The organism is Staphylococcus equorum (genome assembly GCF_029024965.1).
GTDB classification, from domain to species: domain Bacteria; phylum Bacillota; class Bacilli; order Staphylococcales; family Staphylococcaceae; genus Staphylococcus; species Staphylococcus equorum.
Window position 1 is genome coordinate 41,760 of the sequence record NZ_CP118982.1, and the last position, 22,619, is coordinate 64,378.

17 protein-coding genes and 1 pseudogene are annotated in these 22,619 nt (G+C 29.3%); 14 read left to right on the plus strand and 4 right to left on the minus strand.

The window, feature by feature from the left end; genetic code table 11:
- The first annotated feature begins 43 nt into the window (after nucleotides 1-43).
- From PYW44_RS00180 to PYW44_RS00235, 12 genes are all read left to right on the plus strand, one after another.
- Nucleotides 44-2,827 carry a type I restriction endonuclease subunit R gene (locus PYW44_RS00180; protein ID WP_115075893.1) on the plus strand — a complete coding sequence of 928 codons (2,784 nt, stop codon included), beginning with the start codon at nucleotides 44-46 and terminating at the stop codon, nucleotides 2,825-2,827.
- A gap of 97 nt (nucleotides 2,828-2,924) precedes the next feature.
- Entirely contained in the window at nucleotides 2,925-3,500 is a 576-nt protein-coding gene (locus PYW44_RS00185) for a restriction endonuclease subunit S (RefSeq protein ID WP_115075894.1), read from the plus strand.
- Nucleotides 3,501-5,057, plus strand: a complete 1,557-nt coding sequence (locus PYW44_RS00190) for a type I restriction-modification system subunit M (protein ID WP_115075895.1) — start codon at nucleotides 3,501-3,503, stop codon at nucleotides 5,055-5,057.
- Nucleotides 5,050-6,306 (plus strand): restriction endonuclease subunit S, encoded by a 1,257-nt coding sequence (locus PYW44_RS00195; RefSeq protein ID WP_115075896.1) that lies wholly within the window; start codon nucleotides 5,050-5,052, stop codon nucleotides 6,304-6,306. The genes PYW44_RS00190 and PYW44_RS00195 overlap by 8 nt, the downstream gene beginning before the upstream one ends.
- Nucleotides 6,307-6,381: 75 nt before the next feature.
- The gene (locus tag PYW44_RS00200; RefSeq protein WP_115075897.1) at nucleotides 6,382-9,345 is read left to right on the plus strand and encodes a DNA-directed RNA polymerase subunit alpha C-terminal domain-containing protein; all 2,964 of its coding nucleotides are present in this window, start codon (nucleotides 6,382-6,384) and stop codon (nucleotides 9,343-9,345) included.
- A complete protein-coding gene (locus PYW44_RS00205) occupies nucleotides 9,345-10,574 on the plus strand; it encodes a ParB N-terminal domain-containing protein (RefSeq protein WP_115075898.1) in 1,230 nt (409 codons plus the stop codon). The genes PYW44_RS00200 and PYW44_RS00205 overlap by 1 nt, the downstream gene beginning before the upstream one ends.
- Nucleotides 10,549-12,420 (plus strand): DEAD/DEAH box helicase, encoded by a 1,872-nt coding sequence (locus PYW44_RS00210; RefSeq protein WP_107517175.1) that lies wholly within the window; start codon nucleotides 10,549-10,551, stop codon nucleotides 12,418-12,420. The genes PYW44_RS00205 and PYW44_RS00210 overlap by 26 nt, the downstream gene beginning before the upstream one ends.
- Before the next feature lie 461 nt (nucleotides 12,421-12,881).
- On the plus strand, nucleotides 12,882-13,427 hold the full coding sequence (locus PYW44_RS00215) for a recombinase family protein (protein ID WP_115075899.1): 546 nt from the start codon (nucleotides 12,882-12,884) through the stop codon (nucleotides 13,425-13,427).
- 195 nt (nucleotides 13,428-13,622) lie between these two features.
- The gene (locus tag PYW44_RS00220; RefSeq protein WP_115075900.1) at nucleotides 13,623-16,073 is read left to right on the plus strand and encodes an AAA family ATPase; all 2,451 of its coding nucleotides are present in this window, start codon (nucleotides 13,623-13,625) and stop codon (nucleotides 16,071-16,073) included.
- Nucleotides 16,048-17,085, plus strand: coding sequence for a 5-methylcytosine restriction system specificity protein McrC (locus PYW44_RS00225; RefSeq protein ID WP_170166231.1), 1,038 nt, complete (start codon nucleotides 16,048-16,050; stop codon nucleotides 17,083-17,085). Before PYW44_RS00220 ends, PYW44_RS00225 begins: the two co-directional genes overlap by 26 nt.
- Nucleotides 17,086-17,884: 799 nt before the next feature.
- Nucleotides 17,885-18,376 (plus strand): P-loop nucleotide/nucleoside kinase family protein, encoded by a 492-nt coding sequence (locus tag PYW44_RS00230; protein WP_115075902.1) that lies wholly within the window; start codon nucleotides 17,885-17,887, stop codon nucleotides 18,374-18,376.
- On the plus strand, nucleotides 18,373-18,558 hold the full coding sequence (locus PYW44_RS00235) for a hypothetical protein (protein ID WP_115075903.1): 186 nt from the start codon (nucleotides 18,373-18,375) through the stop codon (nucleotides 18,556-18,558). The genes PYW44_RS00230 and PYW44_RS00235 overlap by 4 nt, the downstream gene beginning before the upstream one ends.
- 122 nt (nucleotides 18,559-18,680) lie before the next feature.
- Here PYW44_RS00235 and PYW44_RS00240 read toward each other — a convergent pair whose 3' ends face one another.
- The 3 genes and pseudogenes from PYW44_RS00240 to PYW44_RS00250 form a co-directional block, all read right to left on the minus strand.
- Nucleotides 18,681-19,355, minus strand: coding sequence for an IS6-like element IS257 family transposase (locus PYW44_RS00240; protein ID WP_001106019.1), 675 nt, complete (start codon nucleotides 19,353-19,355; stop codon nucleotides 18,681-18,683).
- A 477-nt stretch (nucleotides 19,356-19,832) separates the two neighbouring features.
- Nucleotides 19,833-20,516 carry a hypothetical protein gene (locus PYW44_RS00245; protein WP_115075904.1) on the minus strand — a complete coding sequence of 228 codons (684 nt, stop codon included), beginning with the start codon at nucleotides 20,514-20,516 and terminating at the stop codon, nucleotides 19,833-19,835.
- A 191-nt stretch (nucleotides 20,517-20,707) separates the two neighbouring features.
- Nucleotides 20,708-20,887, minus strand: a pseudogene (locus tag PYW44_RS00250) (GNAT family N-acetyltransferase); the annotation flags it as partial.
- Nucleotides 20,888-21,314: 427 nt separating this feature from the next.
- Between PYW44_RS00250 and PYW44_RS00255 the strand changes: the two are divergent.
- Both PYW44_RS00255 and PYW44_RS00260 read left to right on the plus strand, forming a co-directional pair.
- A complete protein-coding gene (locus tag PYW44_RS00255) occupies nucleotides 21,315-21,725 on the plus strand; it encodes a YolD-like family protein (protein ID WP_115075906.1) in 411 nt (136 codons plus the stop codon).
- Between the two features lie 68 nt (nucleotides 21,726-21,793).
- Entirely contained in the window at nucleotides 21,794-21,931 is a 138-nt protein-coding gene (locus PYW44_RS00260; protein ID WP_170166228.1) for a hypothetical protein, read from the plus strand.
- Between the two features lie 38 nt (nucleotides 21,932-21,969).
- Here PYW44_RS00260 and PYW44_RS00265 read toward each other — a convergent pair whose 3' ends face one another.
- On the minus strand, nucleotides 21,970-22,590 hold the full coding sequence (locus PYW44_RS00265) for a hypothetical protein (protein WP_115075907.1): 621 nt from the start codon (nucleotides 22,588-22,590) through the stop codon (nucleotides 21,970-21,972).
- Nucleotides 22,591-22,619: the final 29 nt, after the last annotated feature.

Consider the following 22,619-nt stretch of genomic DNA (forward strand, 5'->3'; position numbering starts at 1 on the left):
AAATTCTAAGTAATAGTACTGAAAATATAACGGGGGAATATGATTGGGATATCAAAGTGAATATGGTTTAGAAGAAAATGTTATTAATCAACTACAAGATATTGGTTATGAGCGCGTGACATTGCGCAATGAAGAACAATTGATAGAGAATTTTAGACACATTTTAAATGAAAGAAATGCAGATAAATTAGAAGGCACACCTATATCAGATAGTGAATTCAAACGAATTATGATTGATATTAGTGATAAAAGTGTGTTCGAAAGTGCACTAATATTAAGGGATAAATACGTGCTAGAGCGTGATGATGAAACGAAGGTTTATCTTAGTTTAATGAATACTCAGAAATGGTGTCAAAACAAATTTCAAGTCACAAATCAAGTGAGTGTCCATGATACATATAAGAGCCGTTATGATGTAACAGTACTTATTAATGGGCTGCCGCTTATTCAAATTGAGTTAAAACGTAGTGGTGTTGCGATTACAGAAGCTTTTAATCAAATTGAACGCTATCGTCGACAAAATTATACAGGACTATTTAGATTCATACAAATGTTCATTGTGAGTAATAAAATGGAAACACGATATTACGCGAATAGTGATAAAAAAATTATGAAAAGCCATATGTTCTATTGGAGTGATGTGCAAAATGAGCGCATTAATGTGCTGAAAGATTTCATAGAATCTTTCTTAGAACCGTGCCATATTGCTAAAATGATTAGTCGATACATGATTATTAATGAAACAGATAAAATATTAATGGCATTGAGACCATACCAGGTCTATGCAGTAGAGGCTTTATTAAACCGTGCTATAGAAACAAATAACAATGGCTATATTTGGCATACGACTGGGAGCGGTAAAACCCTCACTTCGTTTAAAGCGAGTCAAATTTTAGCACAAGAGCCAGATATTAAAAAAGTTATATTTTTAGTCGACCGCAAAGACTTAGATAGCCAAACATTATCAGAGTTTAATAAGTTTGAGTCAGATTCTGTTGATACTACGTTTAATACTAAGAAATTACTAAAACAAATGGATGACCCTATGCGTAAACTGATTGTTACGACGATTCAAAAGATGGATAATGCGATTAAATCGGGTCACCCAGCGATGGAACGGTATAAAGAAGACAAAGTTGTTTTCATTATTGACGAGTGCCATCGAACACAATTTGGTTCAATGCATCGTATCATAAGACAACATTTTGGAAACGCCCAATACTTTGGTTTTACAGGAACACCAAGATTCGAAGAGAATGCGAGCCAAGATGGACGTGCGACAGCTGATATTTTTGGTGAATGTCTACATCACTATTTGATTAAAGATGCGATTAGAGATGGTAACGTGCTAGGATTTTCTGTTGAATATATGAATACGTTTGATCGTAGTGAAAAAATAACTGAAGATGCTTATGTTAATAAAATTAATGAATCTGAAATATGGACGGCAGACGAACGTGTTCAAAATGTGGCTGAGCATATTATTGCCAATCATAATAAAAAAACACGTGATCAGATGTACACGGGTATGTTAACTGTTCAAAGCATACCAATGGCAATTCAATATTATCGTATTTTCCAAAAATTGAAGGAACAGGGTGCACATAACTTTAATGTTACTACAATATTCAGCTATCAAGATAATGAAGTTATAGACGATTCGATGGATGAACAAACTAGAAAAGTTATATTAGAAAGTATTATTCAGACATATAATCAAACCTATGATACTAACTTCTCAACAGAAACATTCGATGGTTACTTTAATGATATTTCTAAACGTGTAAAACAAGGCTTACCAGATCAAAAACTAGATATTCTTATCGTTGTCGATATGTTCTTAACAGGCTTCGATAGTAAAAAATTAAATACGTTATATGTGGATCGTAATTTACAACATCATTCACTCATCCAGGCTTACTCACGCACTAATCGCGTTGAAGAACCAACGAAACCTTATGGAAATATCGTTGCTTATAGAAATTTAAAAGAAAAAACAGATGAAGCAATCGAGCTCTTCTCTAAAACTGATAACACAGACACAGTGTTGAGTTTGTCATTCCAAGAATATGTAACGAAATTTAAACAAGCGCTTATTGAACTTTTTGAATTAGCTGAAACACCGCAATCAGTAGATAAACTTGAAAGAGAAGAAGAGAAACGTGATTTTGTAATTGCATATCGTGAATTGGCGAAGCAAATGCAAAAATTAAAAACTTTTGAAGAGTTTTCGTTTGATAAGGAAACATTAGGTATTGACGAACAAACTTATGAAGACTATAAAGGAAAATATCTTGATATATATGATAAGATTCGTCCTGAGAACGAGACAGGAGAGACGACATCTATATTAGAAGATCTTGATTTTAATATTGAAATTCTGCGTAATGATTTAATTAACGTGGAATATATATTAGATTTACTTAACCAAATTGACTTAAGTGATGCAGATAAACAAGAAAGGGATATCAAGGAGATTCGTAAAATTCTCGATAAAGCAGATGATGATCAATTAAGATTAAAATCTGATTTGATTAGGACTTTCTTAGACAAAGTAGTACCAGACTTAAGCGAAGGTGATTCTATTGATGATGCTTATTATAACTATGAATCTAAAGTGAAAGTCGGAGAGTTAGAACAATTTTCTGAGGAAACAGATTATCCGTTAGAATTATTGAAATCGTTAGTTAAGGAATTTGAATTTAGTGGTCATTTAAATAATAACTTAATTGAAGAAGGCGTTTCGGGCGGTCTTTTAATACGTACTAAAAAAATAAAGCGTGTTAAATCATTTATTAAAGATATGGTTAAAAAATATAGTGTTTAATGTAAAACAAGTGTAGTTTTAAAAAACTACACTTGTTTTTATTTTGAAGTCATGCTATATTTGTTTTGTAGAAAAACATAACTACAGGAGGTTTGGTATGTTAAAAGATTATGTTAATTATCAAAGTGGCACATTAATACAGCGCTTAGAAGTTGATGAGAGCGACCTGGGGAATCGTTATATGGTATATGATCAAAATATGTTAGATATAGATTTAGGGTTAACCATAGATGATACATATCAACCTAGAGTCATCAAATTAAAAGATACATCAAGAGCAACCGTTGTACGTAAAGATGATATTGTCATAAGTATGATGACAGGTGAGTGTACCTTAGTGAGCGCAAGACACGACGGTTCAATTTTACCTTATAACTATACAAAAATAGAAGTTACTTCAGACTTATTGGAACCTGCTTATTTAGTCTATTGGTTTCAACTAGCACCAGAGGTACAATCACAATATAAGCAATATATGCAAGGTGGCTCAACAATAAAAAAACTAACCCATCAACAGTTAAAATCACTCTATATTACCTTACCTTCCATTGAACGACAACGGTTGATTGGGCAAATTGGTATTAAAGAAAAACAATTAAACGTATTAAAACAAAGACAAAGTCGATTAAAAAAGCAATTCTTATCTAACACTTTATTCAAGGAGGACAATTAAATGTCTATTACGGAAAAACAACGCCAACAACAAGCTGAATTACAAAAAAATCTATGGTCTATCGCTGATGACTTACGGGGCAATATGGATGCCAATGAGTTTAAAAACTATATTTTAGGTATGATTTTTTATCGTTTCTTAAGTGAAAAAATTGAAGAACAAGCACAAATACTCTTAGCTGAAGACAATATAGATTATGAAACAGCCATGGCAGATGAAGATTATAGACCTGTCTTAGAGCAAGAATTTATTTCACGTATCGGTTACGTAATTGAACCACAATATCTATTTAGTCACTTAGTTAAAAAAATTGAGAAACAAGTTTTTGAAATGGAAGACCTGAGTAATGCGATTAAAAACATAGAAAACTCTACACGGGGTCATGATAGTGAAGATGACTTTATTCACCTATTTGATGATTTAGACCTTAATTCTTCACGTTTGGGTAATTCTAATGCTGCACGTACAAAATTGATTTCAAAAGTAATGATGAAGATATCTACATTACCTTTTGTTCATAGTGATATGGAGATTGATATGTTAGGTGATGCTTACGAGTACTTAATTGGTCAATTCGCAGCAAGTTCAGGTAAAAAGGCAGGAGAATTCTATACACCACAACAAGTTTCAACGATTTTAGCTAAAATCGTAACAGCCAATAAAAAAGACCTTAAAAGTGTTTATGACCCTACATGTGGATCGGGATCATTATTACTTCGTGTTGGTCGTGAAGCCAATGTACGTCAATATTACGGTCAAGAGTACAATAGTACAACATACAACTTAGCACGTATGAACATGTTGTTACATGATGTCAATTATGCGAATTTTAAGATTGAAAATGGAGATACGATAGAAGATCCGGCCATTTCAGATGAACGTTTTGAGGCAGTCGTGGCGAATCCGCCTTATAGTGCGAAATGGAGCTCAGATCCACAATTCTTAGAAGATCCACGTTTTAGTAATTATGGTAAATTAGCTCCTAAATCAAAAGCAGATTTTGCATTTATTCAACATATGATCTATCACCTAGATGATAATGGCACAATGGCTGTCGTTTTACCGCATGGCGTGTTATTCCGTGGCGCAGCTGAAGGTGTTATTCGTCAGTATTTAATTAAAGAAAAAAATTATTTAGACGCAATTATTGGGTTACCGTCCAACTTATTCTTCGGTACATCGATACCAACAAGTATACTTGTCTTTAAAAAGTGTCGTGAAGATGATGAAAATGTGTTGTTTATTGATGCATCGCAATCATTTGAAAAAGGAAAAAATCAAAACCATTTAACAACCGAAGATGTAGAAAAAATTGTTGAAACGTATAAAAATCGAGAAACATTAGATAAATATAGTTATGCGGCAAGTTTAGAAGAAATTGCAGAAAATGATTATAACCTTAATATTCCAAGATATGTCGATACATTTGAAGAGGAAGAACCTATTGATTTAGAACAAGTTCAAAAAGACTTAAATCAAATTGATGATGAAATTGTAGAAGTGGAACAAGAAATTAATAGCTATCTCAAAGAATTAGGAGTGTTGAAACATGACTAGTGAAGTGAAAAGAGTGCCTGAACTAAGGTTTCCAGAGTTTAGTGGAGAATGGGAAGAAGACAAGTTAAGAGACCTGTTAGAAGATAATGTTATTTTAGAACAAAGTGATGGCAATCATGGGGAATTATATCCAAAAAGTTCAGAATTTACAGAAGACGGCATACCATACCTAGCTGCTAGTAATATAAGTAACAATAGTATTAGCTACCAAAATATTAAGTACTTGCCATTGGAGAGAGCTAAACAATTTAAAAAAGGAGTTGCTCGAGATGGAGATATATTATTGGCACATAATGCAACGGTTGGGCCTTCCACATTATTAATAACTGATTTTCCTTTTGTAATTTTGAGCACTACATTAACTTTATATAGAATTAATAAAGTTAAAATGGATAATCATTTTTTCTTAAATGAAATTCGATCAAATAATGTTCAAAATCAGTTAAAGAAATTGATGAAGCAAACTACACGAAATCAAGTACCAATACTTTTGCAGAGAACCATGCATATTTCTTACCCTAAAATTTTAGCAGAACAACACAAAATCGGTAGTTTTTTCAGCAAACTCGACCGACAAATCGAATTGGAAGAACAGAAATTAGAGAAGTTAGAAGAACAAAAAAAGGGATATATGCAAAAAGTTTTTTCACAAGAACTACGATTTAAAGATGAGAATGGGAATGAGTATCCGGAGTGGGAAGATAAGAAATTAGGAGATCTAATAAGTGAAATAAGTATTAAAACAAAAACAAATAATCAATATACTTTATTATCTTCAACTAAAAATGGTTTGGTTTCTCAAGAAGAGTATTTTAGAAAACAAATTGGAAGTAAAGATAATACAGGTTATAAGATTTTAAAGTTAAATCAAATGGTAATTAGTCCTCAAAATTTATGGCTAGGTAATATTAACTTTAATGAGCAATTTAATATTGGGATCGTCTCTCCTTCTTATAGGGTTTTCGAGTTAAATACTACGTTTTATTTACCTTTTGCTAAAAATATTCTGAGGTCAGCTAGGTATATTTATGAATATTCTCAAGCATCTGAGCAAGGAGCAAGTGTTGTTAGGAGAAACCTAAATATTGATTTATTCAATGATATAAAAATCAATTTACCTATTATAGAAGAACAAGAAAAGATAGGTAATTTCTTTAGTGAAATTGATAAGATTATTGAAAAACAAAGTCAAAAAATTGATGGGTTGAAGTCACGTAAGAAAGGATTTTTACAAAAAATGTTCATATAGGTTCTGATAACGACCTATTATGTAAACTTAAGTGTTCTCAAATAAAGCGAACTTGTTTAAAGTTAGGGGGATTCTATGGATGATATTAAGGTAAGTGATCTGAGATTATCAAATCGTTGTAAAAATCAATTAATAAAGAACGGTTATATTTATGCTTCTCAACTCAAAGGGGTAACTGATGAGGATTTAGAAAATATTAAAAATTTAGGAGCCAAATCTGTTCAAGAAATTAAAATATTTAGGGATAATATGATTTCTAGTTATGAAGTTGATATTAGTATTCCAATAGGTATGCCTATTGAATCTTTAAGGTCTGTTGAGATTGAAAAAGTGATTAATGATGAAAATATTTTAAGTGTTTTGAAAATAAATAATATAAAATTAATGGGTGTAATTCTTGATTTGAGTTACGAGGATATCAAGAAATTTAGAAACGTTGATGATGATCTTATAAATGAAATTCAAAGTGTTTGTAAGCGAGTAAGAGAAAAAATAAATCTAGTTGATAGAAATTTATTTAAATTAGTATGTAAAAATACTAATAAAAACATTAAGGAAATTATTCATGAGAATATTCCTGAAACTATTTCTAATTTAACGATAAAATACTTTTTTAAAAACAGATATATGAATGAAATTAATATTGAAGACCATGTTTTTTCTAGTAAAGAGAGGAAATTAGTGCTTACACACAGTCTGAATGAAATAGATACTTTGCTATCAACTTCACACCATAGCTTGCTAAATAATTCACGTATATCTAAAAAAACTTTGAATACTGTTCTTGAAAAACTTTTAAACCAAGTTGTTGTTCAAAACAATCATGAATTTTTTATAGGTGATATTGCAAGACTATATTTAAAAAAATCACCATATAGTTACTTATTAGTTATGAGAGAAAATCTATTAAGCAATGTTTTGGTGACTTTAAACAATACTATTGTCGAAGTGTTGAAAGATGAGCAGTTTTCAATTAATCATGAAATAGATTTGTTAATAGAAAACCAATTTATGGATAAAAGTATAAAAACTTTGAAATTTAATGAACTAGTTGCACAAGAGATAGTATATGCATATGTGAAAAAAAGCCCATCTGTATATAGTAAGAATGAAATATGTAATGAATTAAGTAAACATTTCATGAATTTAGATATTTACAAACATTTTGATGAGCTCATCGAATTAGATTTAATCGCAATTGATGAACTTGATAAAGTCTATTTTAAAAAACATTCAATATTATCATATGTAGTTGAGAATTATAATGAAAATATATTAGAAATGATGAAACTCAGACTAGAAGGTAAGACCTTAGAAGATATAGGTGATGCTACTGGTGTTACTAGGGAAAGAGTAAGACAAGTGGTTAAAAAGGTTATCGATAGTACGAATCAAACCTTTAAAGAAGATGAGAATGCATATTGGTTTAATAACTATGATTTAGATAATAAACAATATCAATGGTTGTTTAAAGACAACTTATACCACTACCTATCTAATAGATATGAAAAAGGAATCAAGTCATGGAAGGATATTCTTAATGATGATAAAGCTTCCATGCAATTAAAATTTATGATTCGAAATAAACTATTAAAAGGAAAAATTGAAATTGGCAATAAAATAATTCCTAAAAAGAGAACAAGTATTATTGATTATGTGTTAGAAGAGTTTGGAGAAGATGTATTACATATTGATGATTTATCAGAAATAATTAATTTATTTCTTGAAGAACTGGGCTTAGATAAAGAAGAATTTGAAATTAATATTAGATATTTAGAAAATAGATTAAGTGATACTTCAAATGCAGTAAGTCGTGGCAAGAAATATCATAGATATTATGAATATGATGCATACGATTGGGATTTATTTTATGAAGAAATTAACTTCGATGAATGGAAAAACCTTGAGATATCAACAGCAATATTGTTTAAGTATCACCCTTTGCTTATGGAAAACTTTGATATTAAACATGAGAATGAGCTGCATAATATCATCAGAAGAACAAGTGAAAAAAGAAGTGATTTAAATATAGAGTTGACTAGGATGCCTAATATATCAATTGGTAATGTTGATAGAGAACAACAAGTAAAAGATTTAATGTATGAACATGCGCCTCTTTATGTAGACGAATTTGTACAGTTATATTACGAAACATTTGGAGTTAAAGAACAAACAGTCAAAGCCAACTATCTAAAATATATAGATAAATATATTGTTGATGATTACATTAAAAGTAACTTTGATCCTGTTAATGAAGACCATATTAAATATGTCGAAAGTATTATTGATGGTAGAGACTTCATGTTTATAGAGGATTTAAAAGAAGCGTTAGAGCAGGACATTATAGACTTACAAATTATCTTGAAACATTTGAATTATAAAACATTCACATCATATATATTAAAAAGTGAATATGAGACAAGCGTCAATTACTATAACGAAAATTTTTATCATAATATGGATATTGTTGATTTATCAAATATAGATAAAAGAATATGGAATTTAAGTTCATTTGGGGCATGGTTATATGATAAGTATAAAACAATGGAATTATTGGAATTTTCATCTAAGAAGTACATTACAAGAAAGAAACTTAACGAGATAGGACTAACATCAGATATCTTAGTGGATTTTAGACTTAAGGTGTCAGAAAAATTAAATGATAAGCAAGTATGGTCGATTAATACCATAATTGATGTTATTGATAATGAAAAAATTGACTCGTTTGGCTTTGAACCTATATTCTATCGTTCTATTTTAAGAGGCTTAGAAAATATATATAGTAATAAAATAGGTGGAAACTATCTTCTGAAAAAAGACGAAGATTTTAGTGTCAGTGATTTAGTTGAAGAAGAAGTTACAAAATTAAAAATGATAGATATCTTTGATTTAACGGAAGTTATAAATGAAAAGTACGATATGAATTTCGAGTATTATAAATTAATTGAAGCAATTAGACGAACTAGTATGTATTATGATGAAATTATGGAAAAAGTTTATTTAGATTTAAATTACTATTATGAGGAGTTTGAATATTAATGACTAAAATAAAGACAGATGAATTAATTAAAACTGATTTGACGACTAGATTAACAGTGGATGGTATAACTGACACATATGATGTATATAAAATTAAACTAGATAAACTATATTACAATGACCAGAATGATAGAATTGCAACTTGGATTAGTAAATATAAAGCAGATAATCATTTAAAATCATTTGATTTAAGTAACCGTGAAGAGTACAACGAAATCATTGCTGATTTTATTAAAGAAAGTGATGAAAAAGCGTTTAAAAAAACAAAGAATAATATTAAAGCGTTAGGGCAGACTGAACCAGCAGTTATATTAAGCGACGGACGAGTCATTGATGGTAATCGTCGTTTTACATGTTTAAGAGATCTTGGTAAAGAAGATTCTAAATTCAATTATTTAGATGCTATTATTATAAGTAAAGACATACAAGATAGTAAGAAAGAAATTAAATTATTAGAGTTATATTTACAACATGGACGTGAAGAAAGAGTCGGATATAACCCTATAGATAGATTAGTTGGCGTATACAACGACGTTATAAAAAACAATTTAATTACAGTTGAAGAATATGCTAAAAACACCGAACAAACAACTAATGAAGTTAAAAAGATGATAGATCGTGCAAATCTAATGGTCGAGTTCTTAGAGTTCATTGATATGCCAGAACATTATTATTTAGCTCGTGACTGGGATTTAGATGGTCCATTAGGTGAAATAATGGCAGTGCTGAATAAAATAAAAACTGAAGAAGAGCGTGAAGATTTAAAAAATATTATTTTTACTAATATAGCAGCTAAGCCTAATACTGATATGACACGCTATATACGAAAAATTAAAAATCTAGTAAATACGCCACAATTCAGACCATTCATTGAAGATAACTTAGAATTATGCGAAAAGTTCTTAGAAAAATTTGATGGTGCAGAGGAAAAAACTGTTGAATTTATTAATAAAGAAGTTCGTGGTGATGAAGAACTAAGAGACGAACTTAGAAATACTTATGATAAATATCAAGAAAAAGTTAAAAAAAGAAACAGTATTAATGCACCAAAAAATCAAATAGAAAAAGCAATAGATGCTTTGCAAAATATTGATTTTGAGATGGTGTTGAGATTAAATGATGAGTCAGACTATCCACAATTCTTAAATTCTTTAGAAATGCTAGAAGAAGAAGTTAAGAACATTAAGAATGAGGTGTACGGTAATGTTTCAGGTTCAAATGAATCATAATGAACAGTTAACATTAGAAACAAATGAACAATTACTAGATAAAGTAATTAGTCATAGAATATATAAGCTACGTATCAAAAGACATGTAGAAAATTACACTGATTCAAAGATTATATTTAGAGGAAATATATACTATAAAGATATTCATAATGTAATTGAGCAAATAAAGAAATTGGCTGATAAATTAAATTTAAGTGTAAATATTGATGAAAATGTTATTCAATACATTAATAGAATTGACTCATATATTGATTATAAATATACAGTTGGCAATGATATTAAAAATGATGATTTAAGGTTTGATGAAAGATACCTTGAGTTCAAAGAAATAGTTAATCAAACATTAGAAAGACAATTGAGAACAAAACAAATGAAAGATGCTTTTTATTTAACTATGATGCAAAAATCGGGAAACTTTTCTGTGCCCGGATCTGGAAAAACATCTACAGTATATGGTATGTATGCCTATTTAAATACTACTAATAAAGTAAATAAAATTATAATGATTGGACCATTGAATGCATTTAGTTCTTGGGTAAACGAATATCAATCTTGTTTTGGTCACAGCAGAAAATTAACTTGTTTGAATATTAAAGATCTCAATACATCTAATGAAAAGAAAATGGCATTAAAATATGAAAGTGGTAATAAAGAGTTGATATTACTCAACTATGAAGTGCTTCATACTCTAGAAGATGAAATTAAGAACTTAATTACTGAAGATACTTTAGTTGTATTTGATGAAGTTCATCGTATTAAAAACCCTGTAGGTATGAGAGCAGGAGCTGCCTTAAGAATCACTGAAAATGCCAAATATATGGTAACGTTAACTGGTACGCCAATTCCTAATGGCTACAAAGATATTTATAATCTATTGAATTTATTATACCCATATGATTATAATCATTTCTTCAATTTTGAAATACCATTATTAAGTAATCCTAATGATTCAGAAGTCAAAATGATTAATGATAAGATACAGCCATTTTTTACAAGAACTACAAAAGATGAACTAGGCGTGCCACCTATAAACTCAGATCAAATTATTGATATAAAAGCCAGTCATGAAGAACAAGAATTATTCAAAATTATCTTATCAAAGTATAAGTCTAATCAATTAGCATTGTTTGCTAAAATTATGCAGTTAGAAAGTTCACCTTCACTTTTACTCGAGACATTAGATTTGAAAGAATTTGAAGATATGCTTGATTTAAGTGTTAATCACGAAGAATTTGTTGAGTATCAAGATTATTCGAAAGACATAGAAGGTTTAGTAGATCAAATTGATAGAACATCTAAAATGGAAGCACTACTGAAACTTGTTAATCAAATTGTAAGTGAATCTAAAACAGCAATAGTTTGGTGCATTTTCATTAAAACGATGTACAAATTAAAAAGTGATTTAAAACAAATGGGCATAAGAGTAGAAGTGATTTCAGGTTCAGTAAGCCAAGAAGAACGAACTGAAATTATCAATAAATTCAAAAATAAAGAAATAGATATACTCATTACCAATCCACATACTTTAGCAGAGTCCGTCTCACTACATCAAAGTTGTCATGATGCAATCTATTTTGAATACAGCTACAATTTAGTCCACTTGCTACAATCTAAGGATAGAATCCACAGGTTAGGGTTAGGGCAAGATGATTACACGCAATATTATTATTTTCAACAATATTATCCAATGGAACAAGGAAACTATTCTTTAGGTGAAAGAATATATAAAAGATTATCTGAAAAAGAACAATTAATGTTAGATGCTATTGATAAACATGAACTGGAAATATTACCTACTGAAGACGAAGATCTAGAATTTTTCTTTGCCCACGTAGTAGACAAATAAGGAGTGATATAAAATTTTTGTTTTATGGCTTTTATTTTTAATAATAGCAATACCTTTTGGTGGAACATTTTTATTTATGTATTTAATGGCTTTTTGGGCTGATATTCTTGAAAACGACGATAGCGTTTTTCTTCTTATTCTACCAATTCTATCTTTAATAATAATATTAGTGTTATTTGTTCTATTTATCTATTTATTTAAGTACATAATAATAGTACTCATTATAATAATAATCGTTATATATATTAAAAAATAAACGTTCGTTTTTGACACAAAACCTCTTAACTATAAATTAAGAGGTTTTTCTTGGATATTTAAGTCTATAAACTTGTGTTATAATCAATGTGTCAAAAATATCAAAAAATATGAGTTTTCAGATGATGACAGACGTGTTTATTTACGTCGAGAATTAGATTTCATTAGTAAGTACCCATAAAATGCTTAAAAGAGGTGGTATTCAAATGGCTAAAATTGGTTATGCACGTGTATCAACACAAGATCAAAGTCTTGATGGACAGATTGATACGCTTGAAGACTATGGTTGTGAACGTATCTTTAGCGAGAAAGCGAGTGGTCGCAAAACAAAAAGAACGGAACTTGATAAGTGTTTGGATTATTTACGTGAAGGAGATATTCTAGTTATCTATAAACTAGATCGCCTTGGACGTACAACAAAGCAATTAATTGAGTTATCTCAATGGTTGGATGAGAACAATATTGATTTACATATTATAGATATGAACGTATCGACCAAAGATGCAATGGGTAAAATGTTCTTTACCATGATGAGTGCATTTGCGGAACTTGAAGCTAACTTATTAAGTGAACGTACGAAAAAAGGGTTAGAAGCTGCAAGAGCAAGAGGACGAAAAGGCGGAAGACCTTCATTACCAAATCATAAGAAAAGAGAAATTAAATTCTTATATGATGAACAAAAACTTACTGGGGAAGAAATTGCGAAACAAACAGGGGTAAGCAGATCTACAGTTTATCGAGTATTAAAATAGCAACTGTTTTGAATGTGTTTATTACATAATGTGATATTAGTCCCTTCATTATTGGAGGTGATAGATACATCTAATAAACTTTCAGATAAAAATTTTCTTGTTATTTAAATTTAGCTAAGCTCTCTTATTATAAAAATAAATTTTTAATAAAATATGGTAAAATTGGATAAAATAATATTAGAGGTGAGTAATGCTATGAATTATTGGATTTTTCAAGGGAATCCTAAAAAATTTGAAGTTGATCAATCGATTTACCCAGATATAAAAGACATGGATGATTACATTTCTAAAAATTCAAGTGTTGATTGGAACATCAAGCAAAAGCATTTTATTGATGATTTACAGTCAGGTGATCAAGTGTTTATTTGGCGTTCAAACGCAGGTGAAAAAGATAATGGAGGGATTATTGCTTTAGGAGAAATTGAACATCTTTCTACAGATGATGATAACCCTTCAGCTAAAATTAAAATCCTTGAACATAAAATGACTAAGGAAGATGGTAAATTATCTATTTCTAGTTTGAAAATTGTACCTGAAACTAAAAATTTATTAATTTTAAAGGCGCCTCAATCAACAAATTATAAATTGAGTGATCAAGAATTTAATACACTACTATCTTTTTGGGAAATTCCACAAAGTTTAGAATCTAAAGTGAACCAAGATATTATCGATAGGTATCTTGAATTTTATAAAAAGCATCGAGATATATCCATGTCTGAAATTGAGTATTTAGAACAAAGTTATTTATATTTCAAAAAATTTCATCAACCTGGATATATAGATCAAATGCATTGGGAAGATTTTCAAGAAATGGGCAGCCATTTGAATGCTTTTCGCATGCCTCTCGCACGTTCAAGAGCTTTAGGTAAGCCCAATGCAGAAACTCAAAAATATAGAGACACTTTTAACTATTTAGTACATAGTGATGATTCTATAGAAATTAAAATGAATAACTTTCTTCATAATGAGAGTTACCGTCTCTTTGGTTTTGGAGACAATATATTAAGTGAAATTTTAGGGAATTTATTCCCAACAGAATTCTGTTTCTATAATCAGCGTGATAAAGTCGCAGTGCAAAATGTACTCCAACTAAAATTAGGCTTTCAAAGAGGAGATAAATATGCAGATAAATTTTTGAAATTTCAAAAAGCATTAAAAGCATATGACGTAGTAGACAAATATGAATCTATAGTGCAAAAACAAACTGACTTACCAATATATTACGAATTAGACCAATTTTTCAGTTTTTTATATGAAAACTATGAGAAAGAATCTAAAACAACAATTGAAGAGGATTACTGGGTTTTGACTTTAGAATCAAACAGAACTTGGGAAGAATATACTTCTCAAAACAAAATTTTTAACTCCTGGCCAGAACTTGGAGATTTAAATAAACTTCCTTCAAAAAGATCGATTAAAAAGAAACTTACGGAAGTTTTTGCTTTTACAGCCAATCCAACCAACGATACTTTAGCAAACTATCAATTTGCCTACGAAATGAAAGAAAATGATACTGTATTTCTTAAAGATAGCACTCATTCTATTGTAGGTGTAGCAACCATTATATCTGGTTATAGATACTCAAAAGAACTGGGTTCATATAGAGAAGTCGAATGGTTAGAACATGGAAACTGGAATTTTAAAAATTTAGGTATCAGTTTCAAATTTCTAACCAAAATCACACCATATGAAGAAGTAGTAAACACACTGATTGAGAGATGTATCACTCAAACTGATAACGACGATCTTGCAGTCAATGTAACTTCATCAGAAAATAGTTATACTTTGGAGAATAATTCGAGCGATTTATTTATGGAAATCGATGACATTGAAGATATTCTTGAATCATTAAACTATAAACAAAATATAATACTTCAAGGTCCACCAGGCGTAGGTAAAACATTTATAGCTAAAAAGTTAGCCTATTTCCATATGGGAAAAGTACAAGCTGAAAATATTGAAATGATTCAGTTTCATCAATCATACTCTTATGAAGAATTTATTCAAGGATATAAACCAGATAATCAAGGATCGTTTTCTCTTCAAGATGGTACATTTTATAACTTTTGCCAAAAAGCTAAACAAAATAAAAAGGATAATTATTATTTTATAATAGATGAAATCAACCGAGGAAATTTATCAAAAATATTTGGTGAAGTTATGATGTTAATGGAAAAGGACAAACGTGGCTCTAAAAATGCAATTAAACTAACATATAGCACTAATCAAAACGATAAATTTTATATTCCTGACAATGTGTTCATTATAGCAACAATGAATACGGCAGACCGCTCATTAGCTATGGTTGATTATGCCTTACGTCGTAGATTTTCATTTATTAACCTTAAACCTGGTCATAATACAGAGCCCTTTAAAGAATTCTTGCAAGGTAATGGCGTATCCAATGACTTTGTAGAAAAAATCATATTATTATTAAATGAAGTGAATCAGGCGATATTAGAAGATACTATAAACCTTGGTAAAGGGTTTGAAATTGGACATAGTTTCTTCACACCCACTGAATTTGTTCAGGATGAGAACACATGGTTCAACCGAATATTAAAACTAGAAATAGAACCATTGCTAAACGAATATTGGTTTGATGAGGAGGACAGAATTCATGACCTCACAAATAAATATAAGTAGAATACCCATTAAAAATATTTACTATATGCTTGTTTATTCTTGGGGCTATCCACAAGAACACAAATTGATAACTGTATCTCAAAGAGACGAAAAAGATTTAACTAATCTTTTGTGCTTTGTATTAATTTCTAAACTTAAATCATTAATTAAAAAAGGTATCTATAAAGAGTATAAAGAAGTTCAACAAGTCTCAGGTATCTTAAGAGGTAAGACTAACTTTACCGAATCAATCAAAAATTTCTCTTTTAAACAAGGAAAGATGCATATTGAGCCTGATGAATTAACGATTGATACTTTATACAATCAAATAATTAAAAGAATCATCATAACTTTACTTCAATATGAAACTTTAGAACCTAAATATAAAATTGAACTTAAACGTATTTTATCCTATTTCAATTTAGTTTCAGATATTAAAATCAAAGAACAAGATTTCAAACATTTTATTTACCATAAAAGCAACTATCATTATAAATTCATTATGTTGCTATGTCGTTTTATTTGGACGAAACTTTTATTACATGAATCCGAAAGTCATGATTATTTCAACGATTTCACACGAGATCATAAGGAACTTGCACGCTTGTTTGAAAAGTTCGTTAGAAACTTCTATGCGCTTGAACTTTCAAACTGTACAGTGCGGAGTGAAAAATTTCATTGGGCATCTAGTGGAACATTAGAATCAGCCTTACCTGAAATGAGAACTGATATATCTATTGAATCGCTAGACGAAAAAATAATTCTAGATACAAAATTTTATCACACTGCATTAAAGCAGTCATTTAACAAAGAAAGCATTAATAGTGAGCACGTATATCAAGTATTCTCTTACTTGATGAATGATTATAAATGTCGCAACTTAAAGCAAACTGGTATATTGTTGTACCCAGAAGTCAATAAAGAGATTTCATTTGATGGAACTATACATCAATTTAGCTTTAAAGTATGTACCGTGAATCTATACGGTGATTGGAAAAATATACATGATAGGTTGTTGAATATAATTACTTGATAGCAGTAATAAATGTGATATTTTCAATTAAAATAATAGACGGTTATCTTTCTTTTGCATCACGTTTGCACATAATCAAATATCAAAAATGATTTTTAAAAAGAAGAGATTAAAAAAATCATTAGTGAATAAACTTCTAATTCTTTATACCAAAACAGCTCCTTATAAATTTAAAAAACGTAAAATTCAACATAAAAAATTTGCGGTTTCCTTTATTGCTTTTGATATTTCATTTTTTCAAAAATAGCTTATTCTAATAGAATAAAACTTCAAAATTCTTTATTCTATTAGAATAAAAGGGTCTCTGAAGCTCTTTAAATAGGCTTTATCTATAGGATTAGGGTTCACATTAACAATGCCATTCGTAATTTATAGAATAAAAATTTTTTAATGCATTATTGTCTAATGTAAATGTGCTATAAACGCTGTTATAACAGTATTTATAGCGATATCAAATGACAAAGGAATGGTAAGGAAAATACATCAGCTATGCTGATTGACACGTCAGTGGCATTGTATTTCCTTATGCTCTTACAAGATTTCTATGCCATTTTCACTTTTCTATAACTTCATGTGATTTCTCAATATAAAACTAACAACAATTTTTAATTAAGTCTGTCCACAAGCAGTACTAATTATAGTAATATATTATTAAGTTATCATCATACAGTTGCTAAAATATTAGTTCAACTGACTACTTCACTTTTGAATTTAAAGTTTATAATACTAATGTGATTTTTCTATATAGGATCAAGATAGAAAATCGGTTTTAAAAACCAAAACTAAGGGGCTCATCAATTTGAATAATTTAGGAACTTTATATTTCTTATCAGGAAAAATGGGTGCAGGAAAAACAACAAAATCGAGAGAATTAAAAAAAGATAAAAACGCAGTACTATTATCAGAAGATGAATGGCTTGAAAGTTTATATCCAAAGAAAATTAAGACATTTGAAGATTATCAATTTTTTTCAAAACAAATACAACCACTAATAAAAAAACACATACAAAACATATTAAATGTAGGATCAAACGTAGTAATGGATTTTCCAGGGAACACTAAAAATCAAAGGCAATGGTTATTAAATATAGCAAATGAAATCAATGCGAAACATGAGCTTATATATCTAAATGTTAATAATCAAAAATGCTTAGAACAAATAAAACAAAGACAAAAAGAAGAACCAGAAAGAAAGGATTTTGACACAGAAGATACTTTTAATTATGTAACTAGTTTCTTCGAAGAACCTAAAGAATCAGAGGGAATAAAAATATTGGAAATTAAAAAATGATGAGATGGCTTGTGTTTTCTATAAAACTTATTCTATCAATTGCGATGTTTACCCTCATGTATTGGCAATTGGATAAAGGTTTGAATACGTGGTTTATTGTCGGTTATATCATTATCATATTTATGATTATGTTTTTGGATAACAAACTTAAAAAGAAAGAAAATGAGGGAGAGAACTTCTAATGCATTTATTTAAATATTTCATACTCATGCTAGTCGTATTTTTTATACTCGACAGCATACTTTTGGTTCTGTTGCAAAGTAAAAAATATAGCTAACCACTAATTTATCATGTCAGTGTTCGCTTAACTTGCTAGCATGATGCTAATTTCGTGGCATGGCGAAAATCCGTAGATCTGAAGAGACCTGCGGTTCTTTTTATATAGAGCGTAAATACATTCAATACCTTTTAAAGTATTCTTTGCTGTATTGATACTTTGATACCTTGTCTTTCTTACTTTAATATGACGGTGATCTTGCTCAATGAGGTTATTCAGATATTTCGATGTACAATGACAGTCAGGTTTAAGTTTAAAAGCTTTAATTACTTTAGCCATTGCTACCTTCGTTGAAGGTGCCTGATCTGTAATTACCTTTTGAGGTTTACCAAATTGTTTAATGAGACGTTTGATAAACGCATATGCTGAATGATTATCTCGTTGCTTACGCAACCAAATATCTAATGTATGTCCCTCTGCATCAATGGCACGATATAAATAACTCCATTTTCCTTTTATTTTGATGTACGTCTCATCAATACGCCATTTGTAATAAGCTTTTTTATGCTTTTTCTTCCAAATTTGATATAAAATTGGGGCATATTCTTGAACCCAACGGTAGACCGTTGAATGATGAACGTTTACACCACGTCCCCTTAATATTTCAGATATATCACGATAACTCAATGCATATCTTAGATAGTAGCCAACGGCTACAGTGATAACATCCTTGTTAAATTGTTTATATCTGAAATAGTTCATACAGAAGACTCCTTTTTGTTAAAATTATACTATAAATTCAACTTTGCAACAGAACCTAAAAAATTAATAAATTCTGTCTCTAATTCACTCAAACTTAGTGGAATATATAAAATTTTTCTGATTACAGGTGGAGGACTAGCAGCAAATTTTTATACAAAAAATGGATTTATAAAAACAAACGAAGGAATCATGATGGAACTCGAATTATGATTAAAATAAACGATATCAATTACGTGCAACATTGAGATTTGAAATAAATATCAACTTAAATACAAAAAAGGCTTAGCCACAATGGCTAAGCCTTTTGATATGGAGACGGCGGGAGTTCATTAAAACGATAATTAAAATATTTAAAATATGCTATAAGTATTGATATAACAACGTTTTGATTGCATTAGTGATTGTGCTTGAAATGTATAAATTGAGAAAATCGGTATTATTTGGGGTAACGACTTTTAATTTATACTCTTTTTAAATTTATACTTTTCGATTATTAATAAAAGGTGTAAACTGTAAAATAATTTTGTGATTTTTTTCAATATTTTTCATTATATCAAATGAAGTATTTAATCTGTTAAGTGACTCTTCATCAAAACCTTCTTGCTTAAAACCAACCTCTTTGTAAATATCATTATATGCAACTAACACATTTATTGTTTTGTGAAAATCTAATAGAGATTGGTACATATCTTCATATTTCTTTTCAAAATAATATAAATCACTATCAAAAAATAAATCATTTAAATTTTCTTTTAATTTTATCAAGTCATTATCATGACTTTCAAACAATTCTTTAATATCATCAATAATAAAGACTGGCTTAGAGTGAACTGCCTCGTGATAGAATGTATAATCTGGTCTTAATCTCACAACTATATCTTTAAAATTTGATAAATAAAGAATATATTTCTTTTTTATATGTTCTATTTTACCAGCTTTATCTTCATTTGATATTTCTAAAGCTTTATCACCTGCTATTTTAGCACCTAAATAAGCACCACCAAATGTGGCAAATAATCCTATAAATAATATTATAATTTCCAAAGTTTCATATATGTATTCTTTATCTACCAACTGCCCTATGACTAAACCAAATGATAGTATTGCAATCATACTCACAACAATTAGCACGATGGTTATTCTTAAGTTTTCTTCATGCATTTTCTTCACCTTTTTATCTTAATAATACAATATTCAGCGGAATAATGTATATACTTGACTTCACTCAAAGCGATTTCTAGACAAGTTAGCCTATAACTACCCACATAAAAGTATTTCGAGGCTTTCAAATCACAATGAGAGAAGGATAGTTCAGCACTTATTATGTGATCTGTAATTTAACTGATGAATTATCATAGATAATATTTATAACCATAGTGAGACGATTCAAATCCTAATTTTTCATAAAACTTATGTTTTTCTATTCTTTGTTTATCTGTTGTTAGTTGAATCAATACACATCCTTCAATTTTGACCATATGAATTACTTCTCTTATGATCTCTTTACCAATACCTTGACCTCTTAAATTATATTTAACTCTAACAGATTATATTTGGGCTCTTTTAATGCCACCTCTAGATAGACTTGGGATAATTATTAATTGACATCAGGCTACAATATCATCCTCTTTTTCAACTACTATAAAATTATTTCCTTCTTGTTTTTAAATATCTACCAGTGCTTGCCTATAATTATCGTCTAAAATTTCGTCTTTACTTTCTCTATTTTTACCTAAAAAGTCATCTTTAAATAAATTCACTTTTTAAATTAAATCTTGTTCTACTGCATTTATATATTGCATAAATTAATCCCATTTTAGAAGTTTAATACCTCAAATTGTACCATAAAAGACAGAAATGAGACGTCATCACCTGCTAATGCAATATGACATTATCCCTTTACAAAACAGAACACTTGTTCGTATAATGAAATTACTAATTATACTTGAGGTGTTTGAAATGAAAATCATTAACCCTGATATGCCAGAACCTTATAAATATGAAACTGACTATCGCAAAATACCTAAAAAGTATTTAAACAGTAACATTCCAGAAGGTCGCAAGATGATTAAGTGGGCACCATTTGCAACAATGCCACAACAATATGAAACGATTAACGGTTTTATCGAAGACCAAAGTAAGACAGATAAGCCTATCTTAGATGAATTGGCCTTACGTGATTTGAATGATGTGTTAACGCAGAAATTATTTTATGATCCACCAGCCACGATTAAGTATTGGGAAAATGGATATTACAAAACGATTGAATGTGAGATAAAGAAGTTTGATAGTGAAAAGAATAAATTAGAAATTATTAAAGATAAGGAGAAGATTAGAATGAATATGGATTGTATTGTAGAAATAATATAATTCAAATTATTATAGCGCTTTCCTATGCAATAATGTATAATACAATTACTAAATAAGGAGGGGATATTATGCCAGCAGCATTAACTAAAGTTTGTTCAAGATGTGGGGAAGAAAAAAGGTTGAATCAGTTTTATGAGAATAGAACTAAAAGTGACAAAAGAAATGGCATTTGTAAATCTTGTCAAAAAGAAGTAAATAATAGTTAATATTAGGGAAATAGAGAGTCTTAAAGACTCTCTATTATTTATAATTCGTCATATGCATCTTTTGCAGCCCTTCTTTTTATAGTACTGTTGCTTTCATCTAATATAATCTCTTTTAATTCATCAGCAGAATAATTAGAGTATCTTCTTTTGTACCTATCATATTCAGCTTCAGTTTTATTTTTCTTATCTTGGACAGAACTTACAGCTTTTTCAAATATTTCGTCTTTATTATTATAAAGGTTTACTGCACCTTCTTTTACTTTTCGTCCCAAAAACTTTCCGAATTTCGCACCAGTCTTACCTGCTGTTTTAGCTGCCACTTTACCTCTAACGATATTATCTATTTCAATAGTATTATTTGGGTCATCATTTTTTAAAAAATAATGATTAATGGTTGCTTTAGTTACACGATTTGTTAGTTCTAAATCTTTGATTTCCTTTTTTATACCTTCTAACAAATCATATTCCATAGCATCTTTTTCGCTAACATAATATTCATCAATAAATTTATCAGTAAAATCTTTCATATCATTTATTAATTTTTCTTTTTCAACTTGATCCATGCCTTTAGACTTTTTGTTGAATTCTTTACTTAATATTTCATCTAAATATTCTTCTTCTCTTTTTAATTTTTTTAATTCAATATCTTCTATTCTCATTTTTAATTTCCCCTTTTAATATTCTTACT